Annotated in this window: 20 protein-coding genes and 1 pseudogene; 15 read left to right on the top strand and 6 right to left on the bottom strand. The window is 63.3% G+C overall.

Annotated elements, in window-relative coordinates; genetic code table 11:
• The first annotated feature begins 18 nt into the window (after positions 1 to 18).
• From F0P95_RS05610 to F0P95_RS05545, 14 genes are all read left to right on the top strand, one after another.
• On the top strand, positions 19 to 1,098 hold the full coding sequence (locus F0P95_RS05610) for an SAM-dependent methyltransferase (RefSeq protein ID WP_182336001.1): 1,080 nt from the start codon (positions 19 to 21) through the stop codon (positions 1,096 to 1,098).
• A 410-nt stretch (positions 1,099 to 1,508) separates the two neighbouring features.
• On the top strand, positions 1,509 to 2,297 hold the full coding sequence (locus F0P95_RS05605) for a hypothetical protein (protein ID WP_182336000.1): 789 nt from the start codon (positions 1,509 to 1,511) through the stop codon (positions 2,295 to 2,297).
• 139 nt (positions 2,298 to 2,436) lie between these two features.
• Entirely contained in the window at positions 2,437 to 3,000 is a 564-nt protein-coding gene (locus F0P95_RS05600; protein WP_182335999.1) for a fasciclin domain-containing protein, read from the top strand.
• 293 nt (positions 3,001 to 3,293) lie between these two features.
• Positions 3,294 to 4,010 carry an NAD(P)-dependent oxidoreductase gene (locus F0P95_RS05595; RefSeq protein ID WP_182335998.1) on the top strand — a complete coding sequence of 239 codons (717 nt, stop codon included), beginning with the start codon at positions 3,294 to 3,296 and terminating at the stop codon, positions 4,008 to 4,010.
• A gap of 420 nt (positions 4,011 to 4,430) precedes the next feature.
• On the top strand, positions 4,431 to 4,727 hold the full coding sequence (locus F0P95_RS05590) for a hypothetical protein (protein ID WP_054661773.1): 297 nt from the start codon (positions 4,431 to 4,433) through the stop codon (positions 4,725 to 4,727).
• Positions 4,728 to 4,972: 245 nt separating this feature from the next.
• Positions 4,973 to 6,064 carry a sensor histidine kinase gene (locus F0P95_RS05585; protein ID WP_182335997.1) on the top strand — a complete coding sequence of 364 codons (1,092 nt, stop codon included), beginning with the start codon at positions 4,973 to 4,975 and terminating at the stop codon, positions 6,062 to 6,064.
• Positions 6,055 to 6,801: a LytR/AlgR family response regulator transcription factor gene (locus F0P95_RS05580; protein WP_182335996.1), complete on the top strand. Its 747-nt coding sequence runs from the start codon at positions 6,055 to 6,057 to the stop codon at positions 6,799 to 6,801. Before F0P95_RS05585 ends, F0P95_RS05580 begins: the two co-directional genes overlap by 10 nt.
• 652 nt (positions 6,802 to 7,453) lie before the next feature.
• Complete coding sequence (locus tag F0P95_RS05575) at positions 7,454 to 7,645, top strand: hypothetical protein (RefSeq protein WP_182335995.1); 192 nt, start codon at positions 7,454 to 7,456, stop codon at positions 7,643 to 7,645.
• A 766-nt stretch (positions 7,646 to 8,411) separates the two neighbouring features.
• Complete coding sequence (locus F0P95_RS17480) at positions 8,412 to 9,257, top strand: HNH endonuclease (RefSeq protein ID WP_232528824.1); 846 nt, start codon at positions 8,412 to 8,414, stop codon at positions 9,255 to 9,257.
• Between the two features lie 4 nt (positions 9,258 to 9,261).
• A complete protein-coding gene (locus tag F0P95_RS05565) occupies positions 9,262 to 10,083 on the top strand; it encodes a GIY-YIG nuclease family protein (RefSeq protein WP_182335994.1) in 822 nt (273 codons plus the stop codon).
• A gap of 95 nt (positions 10,084 to 10,178) precedes the next feature.
• A complete protein-coding gene (locus tag F0P95_RS05560) occupies positions 10,179 to 10,727 on the top strand; it encodes a hypothetical protein (RefSeq protein ID WP_182335993.1) in 549 nt (182 codons plus the stop codon).
• Positions 10,728 to 10,885: 158 nt separating this feature from the next.
• Positions 10,886 to 11,134, top strand: coding sequence for a helix-turn-helix transcriptional regulator (locus F0P95_RS05555; protein ID WP_182335992.1), 249 nt, complete (start codon positions 10,886 to 10,888; stop codon positions 11,132 to 11,134).
• A 117-nt stretch (positions 11,135 to 11,251) separates the two neighbouring features.
• A complete protein-coding gene (locus tag F0P95_RS05550; RefSeq protein ID WP_182335991.1) occupies positions 11,252 to 11,545 on the top strand; it encodes a hypothetical protein in 294 nt (97 codons plus the stop codon).
• Positions 11,542 to 13,002, top strand: coding sequence for a YfjI family protein (locus tag F0P95_RS05545; RefSeq protein ID WP_182335990.1), 1,461 nt, complete (start codon positions 11,542 to 11,544; stop codon positions 13,000 to 13,002). The genes F0P95_RS05550 and F0P95_RS05545 overlap by 4 nt, the downstream gene beginning before the upstream one ends.
• Before the next feature lie 212 nt (positions 13,003 to 13,214).
• On the opposite strand, the gene F0P95_RS05540 is transcribed toward F0P95_RS05545, so the two are convergent.
• From F0P95_RS05540 to F0P95_RS05515, 6 genes are all read right to left on the bottom strand, one after another.
• The gene (locus F0P95_RS05540; protein WP_182335989.1) at positions 13,215 to 13,937 is read right to left on the bottom strand and encodes a MobA/MobL family protein; all 723 of its coding nucleotides are present in this window, start codon (positions 13,935 to 13,937) and stop codon (positions 13,215 to 13,217) included.
• 324 nt (positions 13,938 to 14,261) lie between these two features.
• Positions 14,262 to 17,591: a type I restriction endonuclease subunit R gene (locus F0P95_RS05535; protein ID WP_182335988.1), complete on the bottom strand. Its 3,330-nt coding sequence runs from the start codon at positions 17,589 to 17,591 to the stop codon at positions 14,262 to 14,264.
• A gap of 4 nt (positions 17,592 to 17,595) precedes the next feature.
• A complete protein-coding gene (locus tag F0P95_RS05530) occupies positions 17,596 to 17,952 on the bottom strand; it encodes a hypothetical protein (RefSeq protein WP_054659968.1) in 357 nt (118 codons plus the stop codon).
• A gap of 3 nt (positions 17,953 to 17,955) precedes the next feature.
• The gene (locus F0P95_RS05525) at positions 17,956 to 18,291 is read right to left on the bottom strand and encodes a type II toxin-antitoxin system Phd/YefM family antitoxin (protein WP_054659966.1); all 336 of its coding nucleotides are present in this window, start codon (positions 18,289 to 18,291) and stop codon (positions 17,956 to 17,958) included.
• A gap of 71 nt (positions 18,292 to 18,362) precedes the next feature.
• Positions 18,363 to 19,532: a restriction endonuclease subunit S gene (locus F0P95_RS05520; RefSeq protein ID WP_182335987.1), complete on the bottom strand. Its 1,170-nt coding sequence runs from the start codon at positions 19,530 to 19,532 to the stop codon at positions 18,363 to 18,365.
• On the bottom strand, positions 19,529 to 19,753 hold the full coding sequence (locus F0P95_RS05515) for an SAM-dependent DNA methyltransferase (RefSeq protein WP_182337077.1): 225 nt from the start codon (positions 19,751 to 19,753) through the stop codon (positions 19,529 to 19,531). The genes F0P95_RS05520 and F0P95_RS05515 overlap by 4 nt, the downstream gene beginning before the upstream one ends.
• On the opposite strand from F0P95_RS05515, the pseudogene F0P95_RS05510 reads away from it, so the two are divergent.
• A pseudogene (locus tag F0P95_RS05510) lies at positions 19,722 to 20,627 on the top strand (ISL3-like element ISStma11 family transposase); the annotation flags it as partial. The gene F0P95_RS05515 and the pseudogene F0P95_RS05510 overlap by 32 nt on opposite strands.
• Positions 20,628 to 20,689: the final 62 nt, after the last annotated feature.

Genomic DNA, 20,689 nt, shown 5'->3' with positions numbered 1-20,689 from the left:
ATTGCCGAGGACCACGCCATGACCACCACCGCCCTGGATCGCAACGAACTGCCGCACGACCAGCCCGCCCCCGGCCTGCTCGGCCTGGCCGAACGCGGCTGGGTACCGGACACCGTCCTGCGTGCCGGCATCCGCCGCCTGTGCGCGCAGCGCCTGCGCGAAGAGCTGGCCGGCGGCGTGGAGGCGCAGTCGCAACGCCAGCGCGAGCGCCTGGCGCAGCTGCGCCATAGCCCACTGGCGATCGAGACCGATGCCGCCAACCGCCAGCACTACGAACTGCCGCCGGCATTCTTCGACCACTGCCTCGGGCCGCGGCTGAAGTACTCCTCCTGCTATTACCCCAATGGCGACGAGACCCTGGAGCAGGCCGAGGAGGCGATGCTGGCGCTGTACGGCGAACGCGCCGGGCTGGCCGACGGCCAGGACATCCTCGAGCTGGGCTGCGGCTGGGGCTCGCTGACCCTGTGGATGGCCGCGCGCTATCCGAACGCGCGGATCACCGCCGTATCCAACTCCAACGGCCAGCGCGCCTTCATCGAGGCCCGGTGCCGGGAGCGCGGACTGCACAACGTGCGCGTGCTCACCCGCGACGTGAACACCCTCGCGCTGCCCGCGGCGGCTTACGACCGCTGCGTCTCGATCGAGATGTTCGAGCACATGCGCAACTACGACAGCCTGCTCGCCCGCATCGGCAGCTGGCTGCGCCCGGGTGGCCGGCTGTTCGTGCACATCTTCGTGCACCGCACCCTGCTGTACCCGTTCGAGACCGAGGGTGCCGACAACTGGATGGGCCGGCATTTCTTCACCGGCGGGCTGATGCCGGCTGCCGACACCCTGCTGCATTTCCAGGGCCCGCTGTCGATCGTGCAGCAGTGGCTGGTGGATGGCACTCACTACCAGCGCACCGCCAACCACTGGCTGCAGCGCCAGGACGAACAGCGCGACGCGGTGATGGCGATCCTGCGCCAGGCCTATGGCGACGCCGCCGGGCTGTGGTTCCAGCGCTGGCGGATGTTCTGGATGGCCTGCGCCGAACTGTTCGGCTACGCCGGCGGGCAACAGTGGATGGTGTCGCACTACCTGTTCGAACGGCGCTGAGCGATACACGCGGATGACGCCGCGAAGATCGGCGTCATCCGCGCACATACTGCGGCCACGCGACATCGATGCGCGCCCGCAGGCCGCCATTCCGCACGCCGTCGCTGCGGCCCGCCTATCGCGGCCGAGCCGTGCCGCACGGCGCCTGGCAATGGCACTCGCACTCGCACTCGCACTCGCACTCGCACTCGTGACGGAGCATGCGCCTGCACATTCCGTATCGCGTGAAGCGCTCGTTGCCGCGCCCACGTGCGCGCAGTCGTCGCGTGTGTACGCCGCGTCAACGCCATCCTCGATTTTCATCGGATTTTCCAGACAGAATCGCGATCTGCGTGCATCCAGGCGCAGGCGTTCTGCGTATCTGAAAACGCATGACCCCGTGCGTTTCCCACTCAGCCTGGAGAGCCCCAATGAAGTCTGCTGCCCTTGTCGTTCTCGCTGCCGGTCTGGCTGCAACCACCACCGTCCACGCGTCCGGCGTCGAAGCCGGCAAATGGAGTTTCTCCGCCTTCGGTGGCGTCGACATGCCGACCAGCGGCGACGTGCACGGTGGTGCCATCGCCCCCGTGCCCGACCTCGGCCCGCTCAACCCCGCGCTGGCCGGCGTCAATGCCGAGCTGCGCATCCAGTCGCGCAGCCATGACCGCATCTACGGCCTGGCCGATACCTATGGCCTGGAAATGGGCTATGGCCTGAGCGACCGCGCCGAACTGTTCGGGCAGGTGCGCTACAGCCACGCCTCGCCCGGTCGCGTGCAGGTCGGCGGCGCGTTCGTGCCGGCACTGGACACCGAACTGCCGGTGTACGGCCGCTTCAGCGCCTACAAGAGCTACGGCGCGGAGTTCGGCTACCGCCGCTTCTTCATGCAGCCAGGCGCGGTGCGTCCGTTCGTCGCCGCGCGCATCGGCGCGACGCATACCGACGCGATCAAGGCCTCCTTCGACATTCCGGCCGCGGCCATCTCCATTCCGGATGCGCGCTTCACCAAGAAGACCTGGTCAGCCTCCGGCGGCATGGACGTGGGCGTGATCATCCCGGTCGGCGAGACCTTCAGCGTCACCGCGCAGGCCGGCGTGCGCTACGTGGACAAGCTCAGTGGCGACGACGCCGACATCGGCGGGCTCGGCCTGGGCGGCATCAACAACGATGCCAAGCGCATCTCGGTGCCGATGAGCGTCGCCGCGCGCTGGGATTTCTGAGCGGCACCGTGTTCCGACCGCCGTGCCATCCACGCCGCCGCGGTGGCGTGGGCGGCACGGCACTGATCGACGAAAACCGCAGCCGACACTGCGTTCACCCCTGCCTCCACGCGGAGGCGATACCCATGAGGACATGACCATGCGTACCCAGATCCAGCGTCTTGCCATTGCCGCCGGCCTCGCGCTTGCCAGTGCCGCCGCCTCTTCCGCCTTCGCCGCGAGCAATCCCGCGGTGGGCGGCGCCGCCATGGATGCGAAGAAGACCATCGTCGAGAACGCTGCAAACGCCAGCGACCTGAGCACCCTGGTGACCGCGCTGAAGGCCGCGGGGCTGGTGGACACGCTCGCCGGCAAGGGCCCCTTCACCGTGTTCGCCCCCACCAACCAGGCGTTCGCCAAGCTGCCCAAGGGTACGGTCGAGACGCTGCTCGAGCCGGAAAACAAGGCCACGCTGACCGGCATCCTGACCTATCACGTGGTCCCCGGCACCCACCCCTCCAGCCAGCTGGTCGCGGCCGCGCGCAGCCATGGCGGCCACAGCACGCTGAAGACGGTGCAGGGTGAGGAGCTGACCGTCGAGCTGAAGGACGGCAAGGTGTGGGTGGTCGACGCCAAGGGCGGCAAGTCCGCGGTCACCACCGCCGACGTCATGCAGTCCAACGGCGTGGTGCACGTGATCGACAGCGTGCTGATGCCCAGGTAAGGCCGTGTGCGGCCGGGCCTGCGGATGCGCAGGCCCGCGCCGCGGGCGGTGCACGCTTCGCCCGGCCGCCGCCCGACACCGGTCTGTGCGCGCACGGACAGGGACGATCAACCAATGCCCCCTCCGGACGACGCTCACCCCCTGTCCGGTGCGCTTCGTCACCGCCGGCTTGAGCACACCGGGATGAGGGATGAATCATCCCGGTATCGCGGACACGGCGGCCAGCCCGTTGCACCCATGCCCAGTCGAAGAACCGAATCGGCCTGCATGACAACCGGCCCAGGGATCGCGTGGTGAGGCTGCTGGTGGTCGGTGCCAGTGGTGCTACCGGGCGTCGCGTAGTGCGGCTGATGCTCAGGCACGGACATCACGTCATCGCGATGCTGAGGCCGGGCGCGACTCCGCCGCCGGAGCAGTTCCATCCCCGGCTCACCGTGGAGTGCGCGAGCCTGCTCGACCTCGGTCCGTCGCAGCTCGCCGGATACGTGCGGGACTGCGACACGGTGGTTTCCTGCCTGGGCCATACGCCCACCTTCGCCGGCATCTTCGGCCAGCCCCGCAGACTGGTCACCACGGCGACGGCACGACCGTGCGCGGCGATCGCGCAGAGCGGACAGGGCCAGCACACCCGATTGATCCTGATGAACTCGGCGGGGACTCTCGACCCCGGCGAAGGGGAGGTGCATACGCTCATGGAGCGCGGCCTGGCCGGCGCGCTGCGACTGCTGCTTCCGCCTTACCTGGACAACGTCACGGCGGCATCCTACCTGCGCAATGAAGCATCGGGGAACGACGCCGGGATCGAATGGGCCGTGGTCAGGCCCGACGGCCTGCACGATGGCGACAGGGCTGGCGAATATTCGGTTCATGCATCTCCGGTCCGCAGTGCGTTCTTCAATCCAGGCAAGGTGAGCCGCATCAACGTGGCCCGCTTCATCTGCGCCCTCGCATCCGATGAGCAGGCGTGGCGCCGGTGGCGGAGAAGAATGCCGGTCGTCTATGACCGGTGATGCCCGGTGCGGGCGTGGGCGCGACCGCAGTCCAGGGCATCGGCAGTCTGCGATGTCGTACCTGATCACGCGTGCCCACCTGCGGTACGCGCCACCGTGCCATCGGCTGGCGCACCGCATCCCGCTATCCGATGGGCTGTCAGGCCCCGCCGGCTGCACCAGCGATCCAGCAGGGCGCGGCATGTGGCCCATGCCCCCGCGCCACATGCCGGCACCGACCGGCTGATGTCCACGGAACGCATGGGCCCCGCCCGCTGCCATGCGCACCGATGTCGTTGGTCACCGCATCGGTGCGGTCCATCCCCATTGCCTTGAGCGGTGACGACGCCCGACCCGAAGATCGGGCGTGCCCCGCCTTTCGATCGATGCTTCCGCCCGGCGGGGCGCATCCGGAGTTTTCCACCTCTTCAAGGAGTTCCCATGAAGTTCAAGCCCGCCCTGCTGGCTGCGTCGCTGCTCGTCCCCTTCATGCTCGCGGGTTGTTCGGCCGTGGCCAGCAAGACCAACACCCTGTCCGACGAACGCATTCTCTCGGAGACCAGCGGCGTGCTGGGGATGTCGCCGTCCGACCTGACGCTGCTTGAGCGCCGCACCGAGGGTGTGAACACCTACGTGACACTCAAGGCCAAGAGCGGCAAGACGTACGCCTGCACCGTCAATGGCGGCAACCTGCTCTCCTTCGGGATGACCAACCCGCCGGTCTGCAACGCGCGTTGAAGCAGCGCACCGGACGCCACGGATACCGGGAACGCGCTCCCCCCGCGCACCGGTGACGGCCTGCGAGCCGTCACCGAGGCGGGAAACGCGCCGGCGGCAACGAAGCGCCCCGCGTGCATGCGCGGCCCAGCCAAGCAACAATGCGGCTCTGACCGGTGAACGGGGAGCCGAAGCACCCGATGCAGGACCGCGCTGCGACCTACCGATCCTCCCCACCCGGCCAACCACGGTGGCGGCACCGGCGCATGGCGCTGCTGATCGTGGCCATCGCGGCCTGGTGGCTGCTGTATGGGCTGATGCTGGCAGGCCAGCTGGTGGACATGCGCTCGGCCGACGGCGAAGTGTTCACCTGGCGGCGCGCCCTGCTCCATGCCACCGGCAGCACCGTACCGTGGGTGCCGATGACGCTGCTGGCCTACCTGGTCGTGTCGCGCTTCCCGGTGGGGCGCGCGCATTTCTGGCGGCACACGGCCATCCACCTGGCCCTCGTCGCCGGCTTCATCGTCTTCAAGGCCGTCTACGCGCTGGCGACCAACCCGATCTTCGACTGGTATCCGGTGCTGCCGCCACTGGGCGAGGTCCTGCTCACCAGCATCGGCAACAATCTGATCCTGGGCATCACCGTCATGGCGATGCTCCACGGCATCGTCTACTTCGAACATGTGGAGCAGCGCGAGCAGCAACTGGATGCGCTGGAGAAGAACCTGGCGATGGCACGGCTGGAAGCGGTGAAGGCGCGGCTGAATCCGCACTTCCTGTTCAACGCGCTCAACTCCGTGGCCGAGCTCATGCAGGTGGACGTGGAACAGGCCGACCGCATGCTGATCGCCATCTGCGACATGCTCCGCGACGGCCTGCGCGCCGACCAGCTGCAGGAACGGCCGCTGCGCGACGAGCTCAGGCACGTCACCAACTACCTGATGATCGAACGGATCCGGCTGGGCCGGCGGATGAGTTCCGACGTCCGCGTCGACGAAGCCTGCATGGACATCCCCGTGCCCACCCTTTCACTGCAGCCGCTGGTCGAGAACGCGGTCATCCACGCCATCGCGCGATCACGGGTGCCCGGGTGGCTTGCCATCCGCGCCTGGACGCAGGGCCAGCACCTGCACCTGTCGATCGAGAACTCGCGTGCCGCGGAAGGCGCACGCAGGGACGGCAACGGCATGGGGCAGCGATCGGTCAGGGAGCGCCTGCACCTGCTGTACGGGGACCGCGCCCGGCTGGAAGCCCTCGATGCCGAGCCCGATGTCTACCGCGTGCGCCTGCAGGTGCCGCTGCCCGGCACCGCGGTCCCGCCTGCAGCGCTCGTACAAGGCCCAGGCGCATGCCGTTGAATGCCGTCATCCTCGACGACGAGCCGCTGGCGCGGCAGCGCCTGCGGCGGCTGCTGGGCAAGGTCGCCGGCGCCGGCGTGCAGGTTGTCGCCGAATGCACCGACGTCGACGAACTGATGCGCCTGGCCCGGCGCACCCGGGTCGATGTCCTGTTCCTGGACATCGAGCTGCCCGGCGGCGACGGCTTCACCGCGCTGCGGCGCTGGAACGGACCGCCGCCGAGCGTCGTGTTCGTGAGCGCCTACGACCAGCACGGCGTGCGCGCCTTCGAAGACCGCGCGGTCGACTACCTGCTCAAGCCGGTGTCCGCCGAACGCCTGCGCGAAACGCTCTCGCGCCTGCTGCCGGCTTATCCACCCGCGGGCGCACCCCAGCCCGATGCCCATCGCCGCAGGCTGCCGCTGCAGCTGGGCCGCCGCACCGTGATGGTGGACGAGGCCGACATCCAGGCCATCCGTGCACGCGGCAACTACGTGGACATCGAGACGAAGCGGGGGACGTTCACCTTCCGCTGCGCCCTTGGCGAGTTCATCCGGGAACTCGACGCGGATACCTTCCTGCGCGTGCATCGCTCGTGCGTGATCCGGATCGCCGCCGCCATCGAAGTCATCATCCTGGGCTCGGGCCGGTACCGCCTCACCCTTGATTGCGGACGGCAGGTGGTGACCGGGCGCCAGTACCGCGAGCATGTCCAGCGCAACCTGATCGGCAGGCCTTTCGGCTCGGCATGCCCATGACGCCCGCATGGCCCGGCGCGTTCGCGTCCGCATGGACATATCTGCCCGGGTTTCAGCCAGTGTGACCAGGCGCACCGGCGAGGTGACGGGCGTCATTCGCGCGGCCGTCACTTTGGCACTCCCTCCACACAGGAGGTGACCCCACTCCTCCTGCAAGTGCGCCTGCACCCACTGGATCACTTTCATCAAGCGGCCGGACAGCCCGCAAGACGCGCGCGATGCGTAATGTGGCTTCTCCCCTGGCTCCATCCATAGGCCCGCAGCCGGTGTGCGAAAGCACACCGGCAACCCTTTCACCTCGTGCAGCTCCATTACCCTGTCGGCGGCCCGCACCGCGAAGTCCGGAATACAGAACGTGTTGTCGGCGAGCCACAGCGTGATGCCCTGGAACCGATGCCACGGGATTCCCCTGCGTGCTGCAGCGCGCGCACCCCTTCCGCATACGCCGCCGCGGTCTTGTTCATTACGCCACTCTCGAGCCTGCCCAGGGTCAGATGACCCTGGCTCCCCCCACATGGAGCCACCGATTCCTCTCCTGCAGATCACACGACATCGCCTGCGCTCACCTCATGCGGCACCGCATATTGAGCGGTGGCGATTCCACGTGTAGCGTCAGGCACGCCCTGTTCCGGGCAGACAAAGGACTGACGTGATGATCAAGAAGACCTTGAAGACCGTGCTGTTCTTGTTCGTTGCTGCATCTGGCCTCGCCTCCGCGCAGGTCACTCCATGCTCCATGTGCGACGTGAGTCTCCATCGCTGCCTGACAAATGGCGTGATGAGTGAAGCGCAGTGCTACCAGATCTATGCAAACTGCCGTGCCGAGGCCTGTCCGGCGCCGTAACACTTCAACATTGGCCTTCCCGCACCAGTGGGCAGGCCTCTCCGGCCACGATCCGCGCACACCGATCACTGCCTGGCATACGTGGATCTGGTCGTCGGCGTCCCGTCCGACTCGAACGCTATCGCCCCGATCCGTTGCTCGTAGTTCGACGAGCGCATCACGTTCGGCGGCGCTGGCTGCGGATCCGGGCACGCGGTTGGCTTCATGCGCTGCCCATTCCCGGCGCAACCGGACATTGCCAGCATGCAGGTCAGCACCAACAGCAGCAGGGACTGCCTTGGCTGCTTCCCGGTCTTCTCCCTGTGTCGCTCCGATCCTTGCCAGTTCTTGGCCCCTAGCCTGTTCCAGCGCGCGGGCGCCCTGCTCTACCTGCACCTGGCTGATGAGCTGTTTCACTTCCGGCTTGCCGGCGGCAACGTCCGCACTGCGCACCATGTAGGCACCGCACCGGGCCGCCTTCGAGGAGAACAGAAAAGGGCCTGCATCGCTGCAAGCCCTTGTTTCATCTGGTGGCCCACCAGCAATCACATTCGTCACCCAAGAGATTGCTGGGGAAGAACTTCTCTCTGACGGCCCGCCGCGGTTACTCGCAGCGTTACTCACATTCGCCAGAAGGGGACTGGATTCGAAGCCTGACGATCGCTGTGAGCCGTGGAGCAATGGTCCCACGCTGTACAGGAAAGTACTATTCCAGTCTTCTTCATCGTGCCGCGCTTGGGGCTCACCCCCATGGGCCGTGGGGACAATTGGACAGGGGACGTAGCCGATGGCCGCCACACAGAAGCCGGGACGCGATGGCGTCAAGTATTGGCGAGCCGTCGACGCCATTGAGGCGTTGGGCAGCGCGTCGCTGGCCGAGGTTGAGGAGTGGGACCTGTCGCACCACCCTCACGACCCGTTGGGCAACGCCCGCGCCGACCTGGAGCTGTTCACGGTCAACTCGCCCAGTCGAGTGCACTACAACTACTCGCGCACGAACTGGCGAAGTGACCAGGATCACCCGCACGACCGCTTGTTCAAACTGGTCGATCCCGGCCCGCCGCGGCGCACCCGCTACGTGCTGTTCAATCCAGCGGATCACGGGCACGTAGCCCTGCAAAAGGGTGGCGACGGAAAGTGGAAGGTCCTGCCCCTGGTCATCCATGACCAGGGGCAGGTGGAGGCAGATGCGCAAGCGGGGGCGTTCGCCGCTCCAGTGGATAGCGACCACGACGCCCGCGTTTGGGCGATGCGCGCCGTGGCCCAGCGCCGCGGCCAGCCGTTGTTCCGCGCGAAGCTGCTGGACGCCTACGGCGGTCGCTGCGCCATCACCGGGTGCTCGGCGCTTGAGGTGCTGGAAGCCGCGCACGTGCTGCCCTACAAGGGCACACATAGCAACCGGGTAGATAACGGCCTTCTGCTGCGCGCCGACCTCCACACGCTCTTCGATTGCCAACTACTGTGGATCACCCCCGTGCATACGGTGGCCTTGGCGCCGTCCCTACTCACCACCGACTACGCCGGCTTGCAGGGCAAGGCACTGGCCTTGCCCGCTTCACGGGCCCACCGCCCCAACGCGGCTCATCTGGCCGATCACGCGGCACGGTGCCAGGCTCGCCACTCGGGGCTATAAGCCGATGCGACTCTTCGACCTGCTCAAGGTGTGGCAGCCCGTGTTTGACGCGTCAAAGGCCAAGGTCCACCTGGCGCGTTACAACGGCAACGAGCGGCCGCTGGACGTGTACCTGGAAGGGAAATTCGACTGGTGGCAGCGCTGGCAGACCAAGCGCAACTTCCAGCGGGAGTTTGTCGTGTCGCTGGTCAACACGGGCTCCCCTACGCGCTGGCTCTTCGCTGGACTATTCCGATCCATCGACTATGTGGAAGAAGCCGACCCCAAGCCCCACTACTTCTACACCCTTGAGCGGGTGCCCTCCTGCGAAGAGTGGGTCGGTCGCCTCTATCTGGAAAGCGTCTACACGGGACGGCCTTCCTACCTCCGCGGCGAGACTTTGGCAAACGATCTCACTGTGGTCGAACTGCTACCCGAGCGACTTTCGATCGCAGGCTTTCCAGGCTTCAAGGCGGTGAACCTCACCAAGGCGCAGCTGGACATTGTGGTGCGCAACCAGTCCGCCGCCTGGAGCGCGGCCCTGTCGTCGGTGAAGGGGGTCTACGTCATCACCGACACGGCCACTGGTCGGCTCTATGTTGGCAAGGCATCGGGCGCCGACGGCATCTGGGGGCGCTGGTGCGCGTATGCGGCCAACGGGCACGGGGGCAACGTCGCCCTGCGCCAGGAGTTCGGCATCGAGGCACCCGAGGAACGCCGGCACGCCTTGCGCTTTGCCGTCCTGGAAATCGCTGACCTGTCGGCAACCGAGGCCGATCTCTCCGAAAGGGAGAGCCACTGGAAGTCCGTTCTGCTATCACGGAACCACGGCCTCAACCGGAACTAAAAATGACCCTTTGGGTTACTCGGGGAGATTCAAAAACCGCGTCGAGCGCACCAGCTCACAGGCTGCCGCGCTAAGCTTCTCAGGTACATGAGTCGATGTCGAAGGTAGTACGTGTGGAACAAAAGAGCATAGACGAAACCCTGGCAGGACTCGCGGCCAAGTTCGACAGGACACCCGAGACATCCAACCGCAGCAACGTCATCTTCTTCAACGGAATAAAGCGCGAAGCGGTGATCGAGCTGCTGGATGCAGCCCACTCCGCCATCCAAGAGAACCAAGAATCTGCTGCCTGGTCCTATCTCGTCCAAGCATCGGAACACTTGGGGTACCTCATTGGCATCAATGAAGCCGAGTCCCTGACTACGCCAGAACAGGCCATCAATGCGAAGTTAGAACAATATGGCCGCAGAGGTGGATTGAAGAAGGGCGAGAACGCTAAGCAGCTTCAAGACGCTGTCGCCCGCAAACTCATTGCCGCGACACCCAAGAACGGATGGAAGAATCGCCAAGAGATCCATCGGAAGTTCTTTGAAATGGCCGACGAAGTTCCCGGATTCAGTGCAACTGACTATCAGTGGCGTGCGCTTCTCAAGCGAAGCGACGTTAAAAACATTCTGCCGGCCACCAGCAGACGAACCCGCTGAACACCGTGATCAATGCAGATTCGTAGGGATGCAAGCCGTGAGCGGCAGCGTTGACGCCACGCATTCGTTGAATAGCGGCTATTAGCTATCATCATAGCTGCTATAAAAACGTATAGCACCTGCTAGGGATCGGCACTTTCTCTTCGAATTTTTAGGGTGTGTCCAAGCATCAGCTTGCCGACACACTCATGAATTCGCAGCGACTCCAAATCATTTCCCTGCTCGAGACGACGAAGCGCCTGAACCTCGCGCGCTCCACGCTTTACACGCGTCTCGATCGGAAATCACCCCATTTCGACCCTGACCTGCCGAAGCCCGTGCGCTACGGCTCAAGCGTCGGATTCATCGAGCACGAGATTGACGACTACATCCTTGGCCTGATGCAGGCCAGAGGGGGTGTGGACTGACAGTAGATGCGCGACTGGTTCGCGACTGTCCTGCGGGGCGTTGCTCTAGACGCTACCTGCCACACCCCGCCACACACAACGTGGCGGATCACCTCACAAGAATCTTGGTACAGAAAAATGCAGCACAACATCAACGATGACCTTCAGTTCGAAGCCGACGACATCATGGGAGCGCTTCGTGAACTGCGATCCAACCCTCAGCACCGAAAGGGCCAGCTCTTCTCGCTGCTCTATCCAACGATCGTCGAGATGCTGGAGAAGAACGTCACACAAAAGGCGATCCTGGCCACCCTCGCGGAAAAAGGGCTGAAGCTCCATCCTGCCCGCTTCAAGGAGATGATGGCGACGGAGGCCCAGAAGATCCACGGCATGCCGGGTTCCGGCGGTGACGACGGGGAGGGTACGGAATGAACACTCCCTATCTGCCTCGCGCCTACCCCATCCACGCCATGTACAGCGCCATCCGGGACGCGATCCTGGAAGTCCAGCACAACCTGAAAGCGCCCGACGCGCTGATCGCCGGCTCGTTCCTCACGGCGATGTCCATCGCCTCGCAGGGAGATGTGGATGTCGAACTCCCCACTGGCCAGCTCCGCCCGGTTTCGTTGGATGTCTTGGTCATTGCCGATTCTGGCGAACGCAAGTCTGCCACGGACAGTATTGTTGGCGCGCCCATCTACGAGCACGACGAGAAGGTGGCAAGGGATCACGTCCAGGCCCTGCTCGCCTACAAGGCAGACCGGCGCCTTTGGGATGCCAAGGAAGCGGCCCTGCAACGCAAGGTAGCCAAGGCACTGGACAGCGGCACAGACGACGACATCGAACACCTGCGCGAAAAACTCATCAGCCATGGCGCGTGTGAGCCCGCAAAGCCTGTCCTCAGTCGCATCGTGCACCAGAACATCACCGAACGCCCCCTGATGGAGAGCATGCAGGGCGATGGCAAGTCGATCGCAATCCTGAGTGATGAAGGCGAAATCGTGCTCAAGGGAGGTGCCATGAACAAGCTTGGCACGCTCAACAAGGCTTGGGACGGTGCCAAGACGCTGACGCTGGACCGCGCAGACGACAGCATCGTGGTCACCAATCCTCGCCTGACCATCAGCATGATGGTGCAGGAAAGGGTGTTCAGGGAGTTCATGAACAAGCGGGGCGAGGTGGCTCGCGGGTCCGGTCACCTCGCGCGATACCTCGTCGCGTGGCCCGCGTCCACGCAGGGCTTTCGTTTCATGTCACTAGAAGAACCTGTCTGGGAGCAGCTGCCCCGATTCCATCAGCGTGTGAGCGAGCTTCTCACGGCCGCACAGACACGTCGTATCGCCGGTGATAGCACCCGCAAAACACTCGCGTTCACGCAAGAGGCGAAAGAACTTTGGGTGCAAACTCAGAACGCGATCGAACCGCGTCTGCGCCAGGATGGTGATCTGGCCAGCATTCGGGACTTCGCATCCAAATCGATGGAGATCACGGGGCGGGTCGCCGCAATCTTGCACCACTTCAGCGCACAGGAGGGCAACCTGATCAGCAAGGAAACTCTAGAGCGGGCGCTGGAAGTCGTGGGCTGGCACTTCCAAGAGTTCCTCGATGTATTCGGAGACAGGAATCACGAGCCTGAGCAGGCCAGGGATGTTCGTACTCTGGCTATGTACCTGTGGAGGCGCTACTGGTGTGCTGGATATGGGGCGGCGGTACGCAACGAAGTACGAAAAAGCGGCCCGATCCGGAATCAGGGACGCTTCGAAGCGGCGCTCCACCAACTGCAGATGGAGGACTCTGTCCGCGTGATGCATCAGGACGCCGCCCGAGGGAAAGGCAGGCTCTGGATCCACTTGAACGGGGCAGTCTTCAGCCAGATCACCACCCAGTAGGAGACCCTGCCAACTACAGCGACCGAGGCCGCCCCGTTAACGGGGCGGCCTCGCTCCTTATCCCCCTGCCGACAGGCCGACTTGAGGGAGCAACCGATTGCACGACGTGCGATTCTGCTACAAGTGCCGCAAATCGCCCCCAGCGCAGGCCTACCGGCACGCCGCGAGGGTCATGGCACTGACCCGCCAGCTCACCGTAGCCCCACGGCCGATCAGGCGGAATCGCTCTCGCCATTTCGACGTACCGTAACGTATTGAGCCTTCTCCTGCGGTGACATTCCTCGGATCCTCGCCGGTCCGAGATGGCGTTCAGCCCTTCTATCAGCGCCCTGCTCCTTGAGCGTCCGGTGATCGACCCTCGCAGCATGCCCGTTGATCTCAAGATGCTGATTGATGGTGTCCGCCACCGACTTTCGCATCGCGATGACCTCGTCCCTGAGCTGCATGCGATTGCGTCCTCCACTGGCTTTCCTGCGACCGCCATCCTCCGGTCGCTTACTGTTGTACCGAGTGAAGAAGCGATCTGAAGATCGCTCGACTCCATCATCCATGCGATCACACGTCATCAGGTGGAGATGTGGATTGGCCTCACCCTCCAGCGAGGATGATGGCGCATGGATTGCAAACTGGTATGGCTTTCCAGGCGTCAGCTTCGCAACGATATCGTCCACCAAGGCCGCGTTCTGCTCTGCTGTCAGCTCAGCAGGCAGCGCAATGATCGCCTCGCGGTATGCGGCACCGTTCTTGCGCTCGTACTTGTCCGCGGCCTTCCACATGACCTTCGGATCGTTGGCCGCCCAACGCGGCAGATTTCCATGGCTCGCATGAACTAGATCGTCGCGTTTGCGGTGAAAGCCATTTCTGGCGATGTAATCCGCATGATCACCTGCGGTTCCTTTGCCTCCACTCTTGATTTGAACATGAAACGTTGCCATCGGGGCACTACCCTTTTCTTGGTTGTAGAAGTGAAAAGACCGGCCAGGTTGCCTTGGCCGGTCTTTGAGCAATTGAAGTGATTCGTTGGAAACGGTAAGTGCGCGAAGGCTTTGCCCCCCCTATCACTATGAGACAATCCAGTACTGATTACTGCGAACTACCAATCACCGAGCCCACCCCTGCTCATAGGGTAGTGTTACGCAGGTAGAAAATTACTTTTACTTGTTCTTCGTGGTACTGAACTTGGATGGCGAGAGCGGCTGGCTTGAACAGCACAGCAGACGTTCGGTGGCCTAGGCCTGAGAGATGCCTACTGACACGCGTCAGTGAAGCAACCGCACACTGCCGCTGGCAGCACCTGCAAACAGATAGGCGAACACGGCATCGCCCTTGCTCACCACCTCGTCTTCGGAATAGCCCATGTCGGCCATTCCGCTGTCCCACAGGTGGTTCTCGATCTCGTGACGCAACTGCGCCTGCTTAGCTGCCATGTCGCGCAGGTGGCCCATCAGCAGATTGCGCTCCTCCAGCCTTGCCAGCAGTTCGACGGCCGACTTCTTGATCGCCTCGCGATCCTTCCGGCCGAGTGACTTCTTCCGCAGCAGGTCGAATACGGCGAGCTGTTGCTCGGTCTCCAGTCCCTCCCGCTGGAAACGCCGGGCTTCCTCGTCCATCTCGTCATGGGTGGCGAACAGCTCCCCCATCACCTTCTGGATCTCGGCCTCATCCTTGTCGGTGTTGTACTCGGCCACGATGCGCTGGGACTTCTCGTACAAGTCGATCCGCGTCGGGTTCTCCAGCACCATGGCCTTCAGCCCTTCCTCGATCTTCTCTATGAGGTTCAGCGCGACCAGGTTCTTCTGCTTGATGTTCTGGAACTCCGCCCGCAATCGGTCGAAGTCGATGGTGCTCAGGTCGAACTGGGCAGGCACCTTGCTGGCCCCCTGCTCCAGGCCAATGCCCAGGTCCACTACGTCATAGAAGCCCTGCAGCAGCTTGGTGATATCCGGCGACGTGCGCGCTGCCTGCAGCTTGTTGTAGATAGCGTTGAGGGCGCTCTCCTGCTCGTCATAGGCGAACAGGCCGGGATTCGGAAACAGGCCGCGATACTTGGCCGCGACGTCTTCCACGATCACCATGAAGGTCTTGCGCCGCTCATTGCTGGCCGCAAGCAGATCGCAGGCCCCCAGGACTTTCTCGCCCTTGTCCATCCCCTGGGCATCAATCACGTCCTGCAGCTCGAAGCCGAGGTCCGCCAGGAACTCGGCCGCATGCTCGATGCTCGCGGCGTACTCGGCAATCCCTTCGGCGTCGTCCTCCAGATACCCGGGGTCCTCACCTTCGCCGACTTCCACCTTGCCGTCGCGGTCGCCCTGGGCGAACGTCGCCAAAGCCTTGCGCAGGCTCTTGATCATGCCGTTGTAGTCAATGATCAGACCGTTGGCCTTTCCCCCTCCAACGCGGTTCACCCGGGCAATCGCCTGCATCAGGGTGTGGCCCTGCATCGGCTTGTCCAGGTAGAGGGTGGCCAGTGACTTCACGTCGAAGCCGGTCAGCCACATCGCGCAGACGATGGCGACCCGGAACGGATTCTCGGCCTTCTTGAACTCCTGTTCCAGATTGCGCGACGTCATTTTTGCCCGATGTGGCGCGATGTCGAGCGGCTCACCTCGGTGGTTGGTCCACTTCCTGAACTCCTCCACCTCGCCCTGCTCGCTGGACACCACCACGCAGAATTCTGTTTCGCGCATCCACTCCAGGCGTTCGCGCTTTTGCTGCAGGATCCTGGGCAAGGGGCGCTGCGGATACTTGGCAATGAAGGTCGCCTCATCGGCGAGCAGGTCCGCCTCCAGCGCGTCGCTCAGCGCCTTCCACTTGTCAGCGACCAGGTCGTATATCTTCACGCAGGTGATCTTGTCGATGCAGACCACTAGCGCTTTGCTATTGCCACCGGACACCGCATTGCGGCGCTGCGAGTAGTGCTTGACGAAATCCTCCGCCACCGCCTCCAGGCGCGTGGGCGAGGTGAAGATGGTGTATTCCCTGGCCAGCTTCCGGTAGAGCTTGTCTTCCTTCTCGTCCGTCCACGGATCTTCCGCCGTGGAATCGAGCCTGGCCTCTTCTATGTAGCGGGTGATCTTCTCGTTGAGGTCGTCATCAACGATCTCCAGCTTCTCACCGTGGTTCTCATACTTCAGCGGTAGAGTCGCGCCATCAGCGACCGCACGCTGGAAGTCGTAGACAGAGACGTAGTCGCCAAACACTTCGCGGGTCAGCTGCTTCTCCGCCGCTTCGATCAGCGGCGTGCCGGTGAAGCCGATGAACTTGGCATTGGGCAACCCCTTGCGCATGTTCAGGGCAAGCCGTCCGTATTGGCTGCGATGCGCCTCGTCGCTGATGACGATGATGTCGTCACGCTCCGAATAGGGTTCGGTCACGCGCTCGCGGTACTTCTGGATCAGGGTGAAGACATAGCTGCGGTTGCTGTCGCGGAGCATGGCCCGCAGGTTCGCACCGCTCTGGGCCTGGTCATCCTTGGCGTGTGCGCGCCCGCAATGGGTGTAGGTGCCGGCGATCTGGCCATCCAGCTCGCTGCGATCAGTGACGACAACAAAGGTGTAGCCCGCCGACACCCTGCGCCGGATTTTCTCGCTCAGGAATACGATGGAGTACGACTTGCCCGAGCCCTGGGTATGCCAGAACACGCCGAGCTGCCCCGTCGCCAGCTCGGCTTTCACCTTGTCATCGTCCGACTGCAGCCGTGCAATGACGCGATTCACGCCCAGATACTGGTGATTGCGGGCCACGATCTTGGCGAGGGCGCCCTCGCTGGCGTCGAACAGGATGAAGTTCTCGATAATGTCCAGCAGCCGCGCCCTGTCCATCATTCCGCGCAGCAGCAGGGGAAGCTGCATCGTGCTCTTTCCCGGCTCCGGATCGTCCTCGTCCAGCCGCTTCCACTGGTAGTGATGCTCGGACGTGGCCGTGATGCTGGCGTACCTGGCGATGTGGCCATTGGAGAACACCACGAACTGGTTCCAGTGGAACAGCTGCTCGATGCTGCCCTCGATGGCGACTTGCTTGCCGGATTCGTCGGTACCGCGATAGTCGCGGTAGTTCTTCTTGTAGGCGTCGTGGTAGTCCACGTCGAAGCGCTTGAGCTCGACGAACACCAGCGGCAGGCCGTTGACGAAGCCCACCAGGTCGGCGCGACGCAGGTAGTTCCTCCCGCGCACCCACAGCTCGCGAACGGCCTTGAAGCTGTTGTTGTCCGGATCGACGAAATCGACCAGCCGCAGGCGGCGTTCCACGGCTCGCCCGGCGCCATCCTTGAACCGGACCAGCGCGCCGTTGCGCAACAGCTCGTACTTGTCCTGGTTGATGGCGACCAGGGTCTTGGCGTGGTCGTGGGTAGTGGCTTGGTCGATGGCCTGCCGGTAGGCCTCCTCGGGCAAGCCGGGATTGAGCCGCTCCAGCGCGGCGCGCAGGTCGGGCGTGAGCACCGTCTCGGTGAAATTGCTACGCCCGGTGAGATGCGGCCTGTCCTCGGTCTCGGCCTGGGCATGGACCGACGACCAGCCAAGCTCACCCAGGATTGCGGCGGCATCCTTCTGGATCATCCCGTCTTCGCTGTAATCCCCCCGTGCGTTCATCGCCTTACGCCTCGCTGAAGTCGAAGCCGCACTGGCGGTGATGGCGCAGCGTCAGCAGATGGATGCAGTCCCGATGGATGGCATACAGCGCCAGGTACTCTTCCAGAATGTACTCGCGCAGTTCGATGTCATCGCCCAGCAGCTCGCGCACGGCTGTCCAAGCGGCAAGCACTTCCGGCGCTTCAGGGTTGTGGGCGATGAATTCGCGCCCGATGCGCGGCGCCTGAGCCAGGCGCTTGGGCAAGGCGTCATAGGCGTCGTCCAGCAGCTGCTGCCCCGCGGCATCCGCGCCAACGCCGATCAGGTGCGCCACGGCCTCGTCCAGTCTGCGCTCGTAGGCCGCACCCAGGACGACCTGCATGCGTCAGGCGTCCGTCTTGCGTGCGGCCCTGGCCGCGTCCAGCCGGGTCTGCGACCGCGACCTGGCCTCCTCCACCGGGATGCCGGGCTTGCCCGCGCGAATGTCCTGCAAACCGGCGGTCACGTCGTTCAGCAGGCCAAGCTGAAAGTTGGCTCGTGCCAGCGTTTCGCGCTCCAGACGGTGGTAGTAGTCCAGCTTGCGGGCATCCACCAGCGCCACATAGCTCTCGCCGTTGCGGGTGATGATCTTTTCGTGGCCGGCGCGGACTTCATCGGCCAGCCGGGTCAGGTCGGCGCGAGCCTTGTTGAAGGGCACGATGTCCTGTGAGGTGATGGGCATGGCGGGCTCCGGGTGTTGATGCGCCTAAACCTTAATGTATTCGTTGATGTTTGGCAAAATCGCCCTCCGGGCTACGCCGCTTCCGGCTGCGGTAGCGGGATGCCGGAGACGTCCAGTTGTCCGCTCATCAGCTTGGGCAGCAGGGCGTCGCGGGCTCTGGCGAGTTTCTTTTTTTGCCTTTCCAATTGGAATGCTTGCGAATACAGCGGTGCGACTAATGTTTCGAAGGAAGCAGCAACTTCACCGGCTGGCACAAGCAATGACAGCAAATGTGCGTAGTTTCGATTTAAACCAGGCACAGCGGCATCGCTGCTGATGAAGTTCAGGTTGCTCAGGGCTTGCAATAAATAGAACGTCGACGCTTCGGGATCAATGAAGAACACCGTATCGATCGGAAAGCAGGGCTCGGGCGAAAAGTACAGGCTGCCCACATTGCCTTTGCGCCCGACTACGATGGCGCACCCATCCACGAGCGCACGATCATGGTTACCGACAACCCCACTTGAGCCATATACAGGCACCTGTCCATCCTTGCGTTCCGTAGCTTTAAGCGCCCTGCCGTACTTGAGCGGCGCGATTTGACCCAAGGTCTTGCGTGCCCAACCCTCCGGCACGCCATCCACCACCGTGACGGTCTCATGGCCGGGAAAGCGTAGATGCACGAACCATTCTCGATATAGGCGACGGGCGGCGTCTTCCAGAAGGGCGATGCGGCGCTGATTAGTGGCGATGAGATCGTCGTAAGCGAACAGTACTGCAGCTATTCTTCGCTGCTCTCCCAACGAAGGAACAAAAATCTCGAAGCCTGGAAAATTCGTCAACGGAATCCGATCAACCGTCGCGCCCGTCATCGTTTTTGCTTCAATCTGTGCCCGCCATCTCGGCGCGAAGAAGTAGTAGAACAGATAGCAATAGTCGATCTTTTCTGGATCCGGGCGTATCAATGCGGTTCTACGACCCAACGTGAAACTCATGCCGTCGGGGATGATGGCGTACCTATTCAAAGTTGCTTCATAGGTGAAAACGATGTCATTCGCCTGCGGCGTCACGCGACGATTCCATCTCGGAAGGTCACGATCGGCAACCCACCGGGCAGTGGCTAGGTCAATTCTGCCATCTGCCGAAATGTTAGGAATTCCAAGGAATACTGCTGCACCCTCTTCATGAAGCTCTGGCGTTGCATGCGGGCCGTCGTAAACGCCAATAGCAATGTCTCGAATCGTTCGTACACTGTCACTCACGCGAACAACTCCTCGAAGTTCTGGCTGATGGTCGCCGCAAGCTCGGATGCCTTCTCATCCAACTCTGCCAGCTCGTCATGGATGGCCCGCATCCGCTCGGCAAACCCTTCTTCGTCATCTTCAGTGACCACCGCTACGCCGACATAACGCCCCGGCGTGAGCGACCAGTCGTTCTGCCCGATGCGCTCGCGGGTGCTGGGTATCGACGAGCTCAAGATCATCGGCCAGTACCGGGCCATGATCACCAACGTCGAGCGCAAGACCGTGTTCGATATCCGCCCCAGCCGGGCCAAAGCCGAGTTGATGCCCTATTTCCGCGACCTGCGGGACAAGGACTCGGTCGAGTGGGTGGCGATGGACATGTACCACGTTTATCGGCAGGTGGTGCGCGCCACGCTGCCACAGGCCCGGATCGTGGTCGATCGATTCCATATCCAGCGCATGGCGAACGACGCGCTGGAGAAGCTGCGCAAGCGCATTCGCAAGGATTTGTCCACCCGGCAGCGCCTCAAACTCAAGGACGAGCGGTTCCTGCTGCTCAAGCGGCAGCACGACCTGACAGGGAGAGATATGGACCGGATGCGGGAATGGTTCCAACAGTTCCCGCTCCTAAGCGAAGCCCACGCGCTCAAGGAAGGATTTCTGTCGATCTGGGATCAGAAGACCCGCCCAGCAGTAGAAGCCGCCTGCGCGAAGTGGCAGGCCAATATTCCGACCGAATTGGCGGCCACGTTCAAGGACCTGACCACCGCCGTGCACAACTGGCACGACGAAATCTTCGCCTACTTCGAGCAGCCGATTACCAATGCCTATACTGAGTCAGTCAACCGAGTGGCCAAAGACATGAACCGCATGGGCAGGGGTTACAGCTTCGAGGTGCTTCGGGCGCGCATGCTCTACGACAAGAAGGCGCGCAAGGATGGCTCGGTTATCGAAACCGTGTTGGTCGATGACGACGACCCAATGACCACGGACTTCGTGTTCCAGCGGATGACCACGGCGGCAACGCGCAAGAAGAAGATCACGCGCGTGGTCGAGTACGGCCCCTATCTCCCGACGCTGGCGCGGCTACTCGAAGAGGGGTATTTCGAATAGTCCTCAGCCCATTGTGCAAGAGGCGGCGCTTCAGCCTGAATTTGTGATTCAGCCGATGAAGC

The organism is Stenotrophomonas acidaminiphila (assembly GCF_014109845.1).
GTDB classification, from domain to species: Bacteria; Pseudomonadota; Gammaproteobacteria; order Xanthomonadales; family Xanthomonadaceae; genus Stenotrophomonas; species Stenotrophomonas acidaminiphila.
This window is presented reverse-complemented; position numbering and strand designations above follow the sequence as displayed.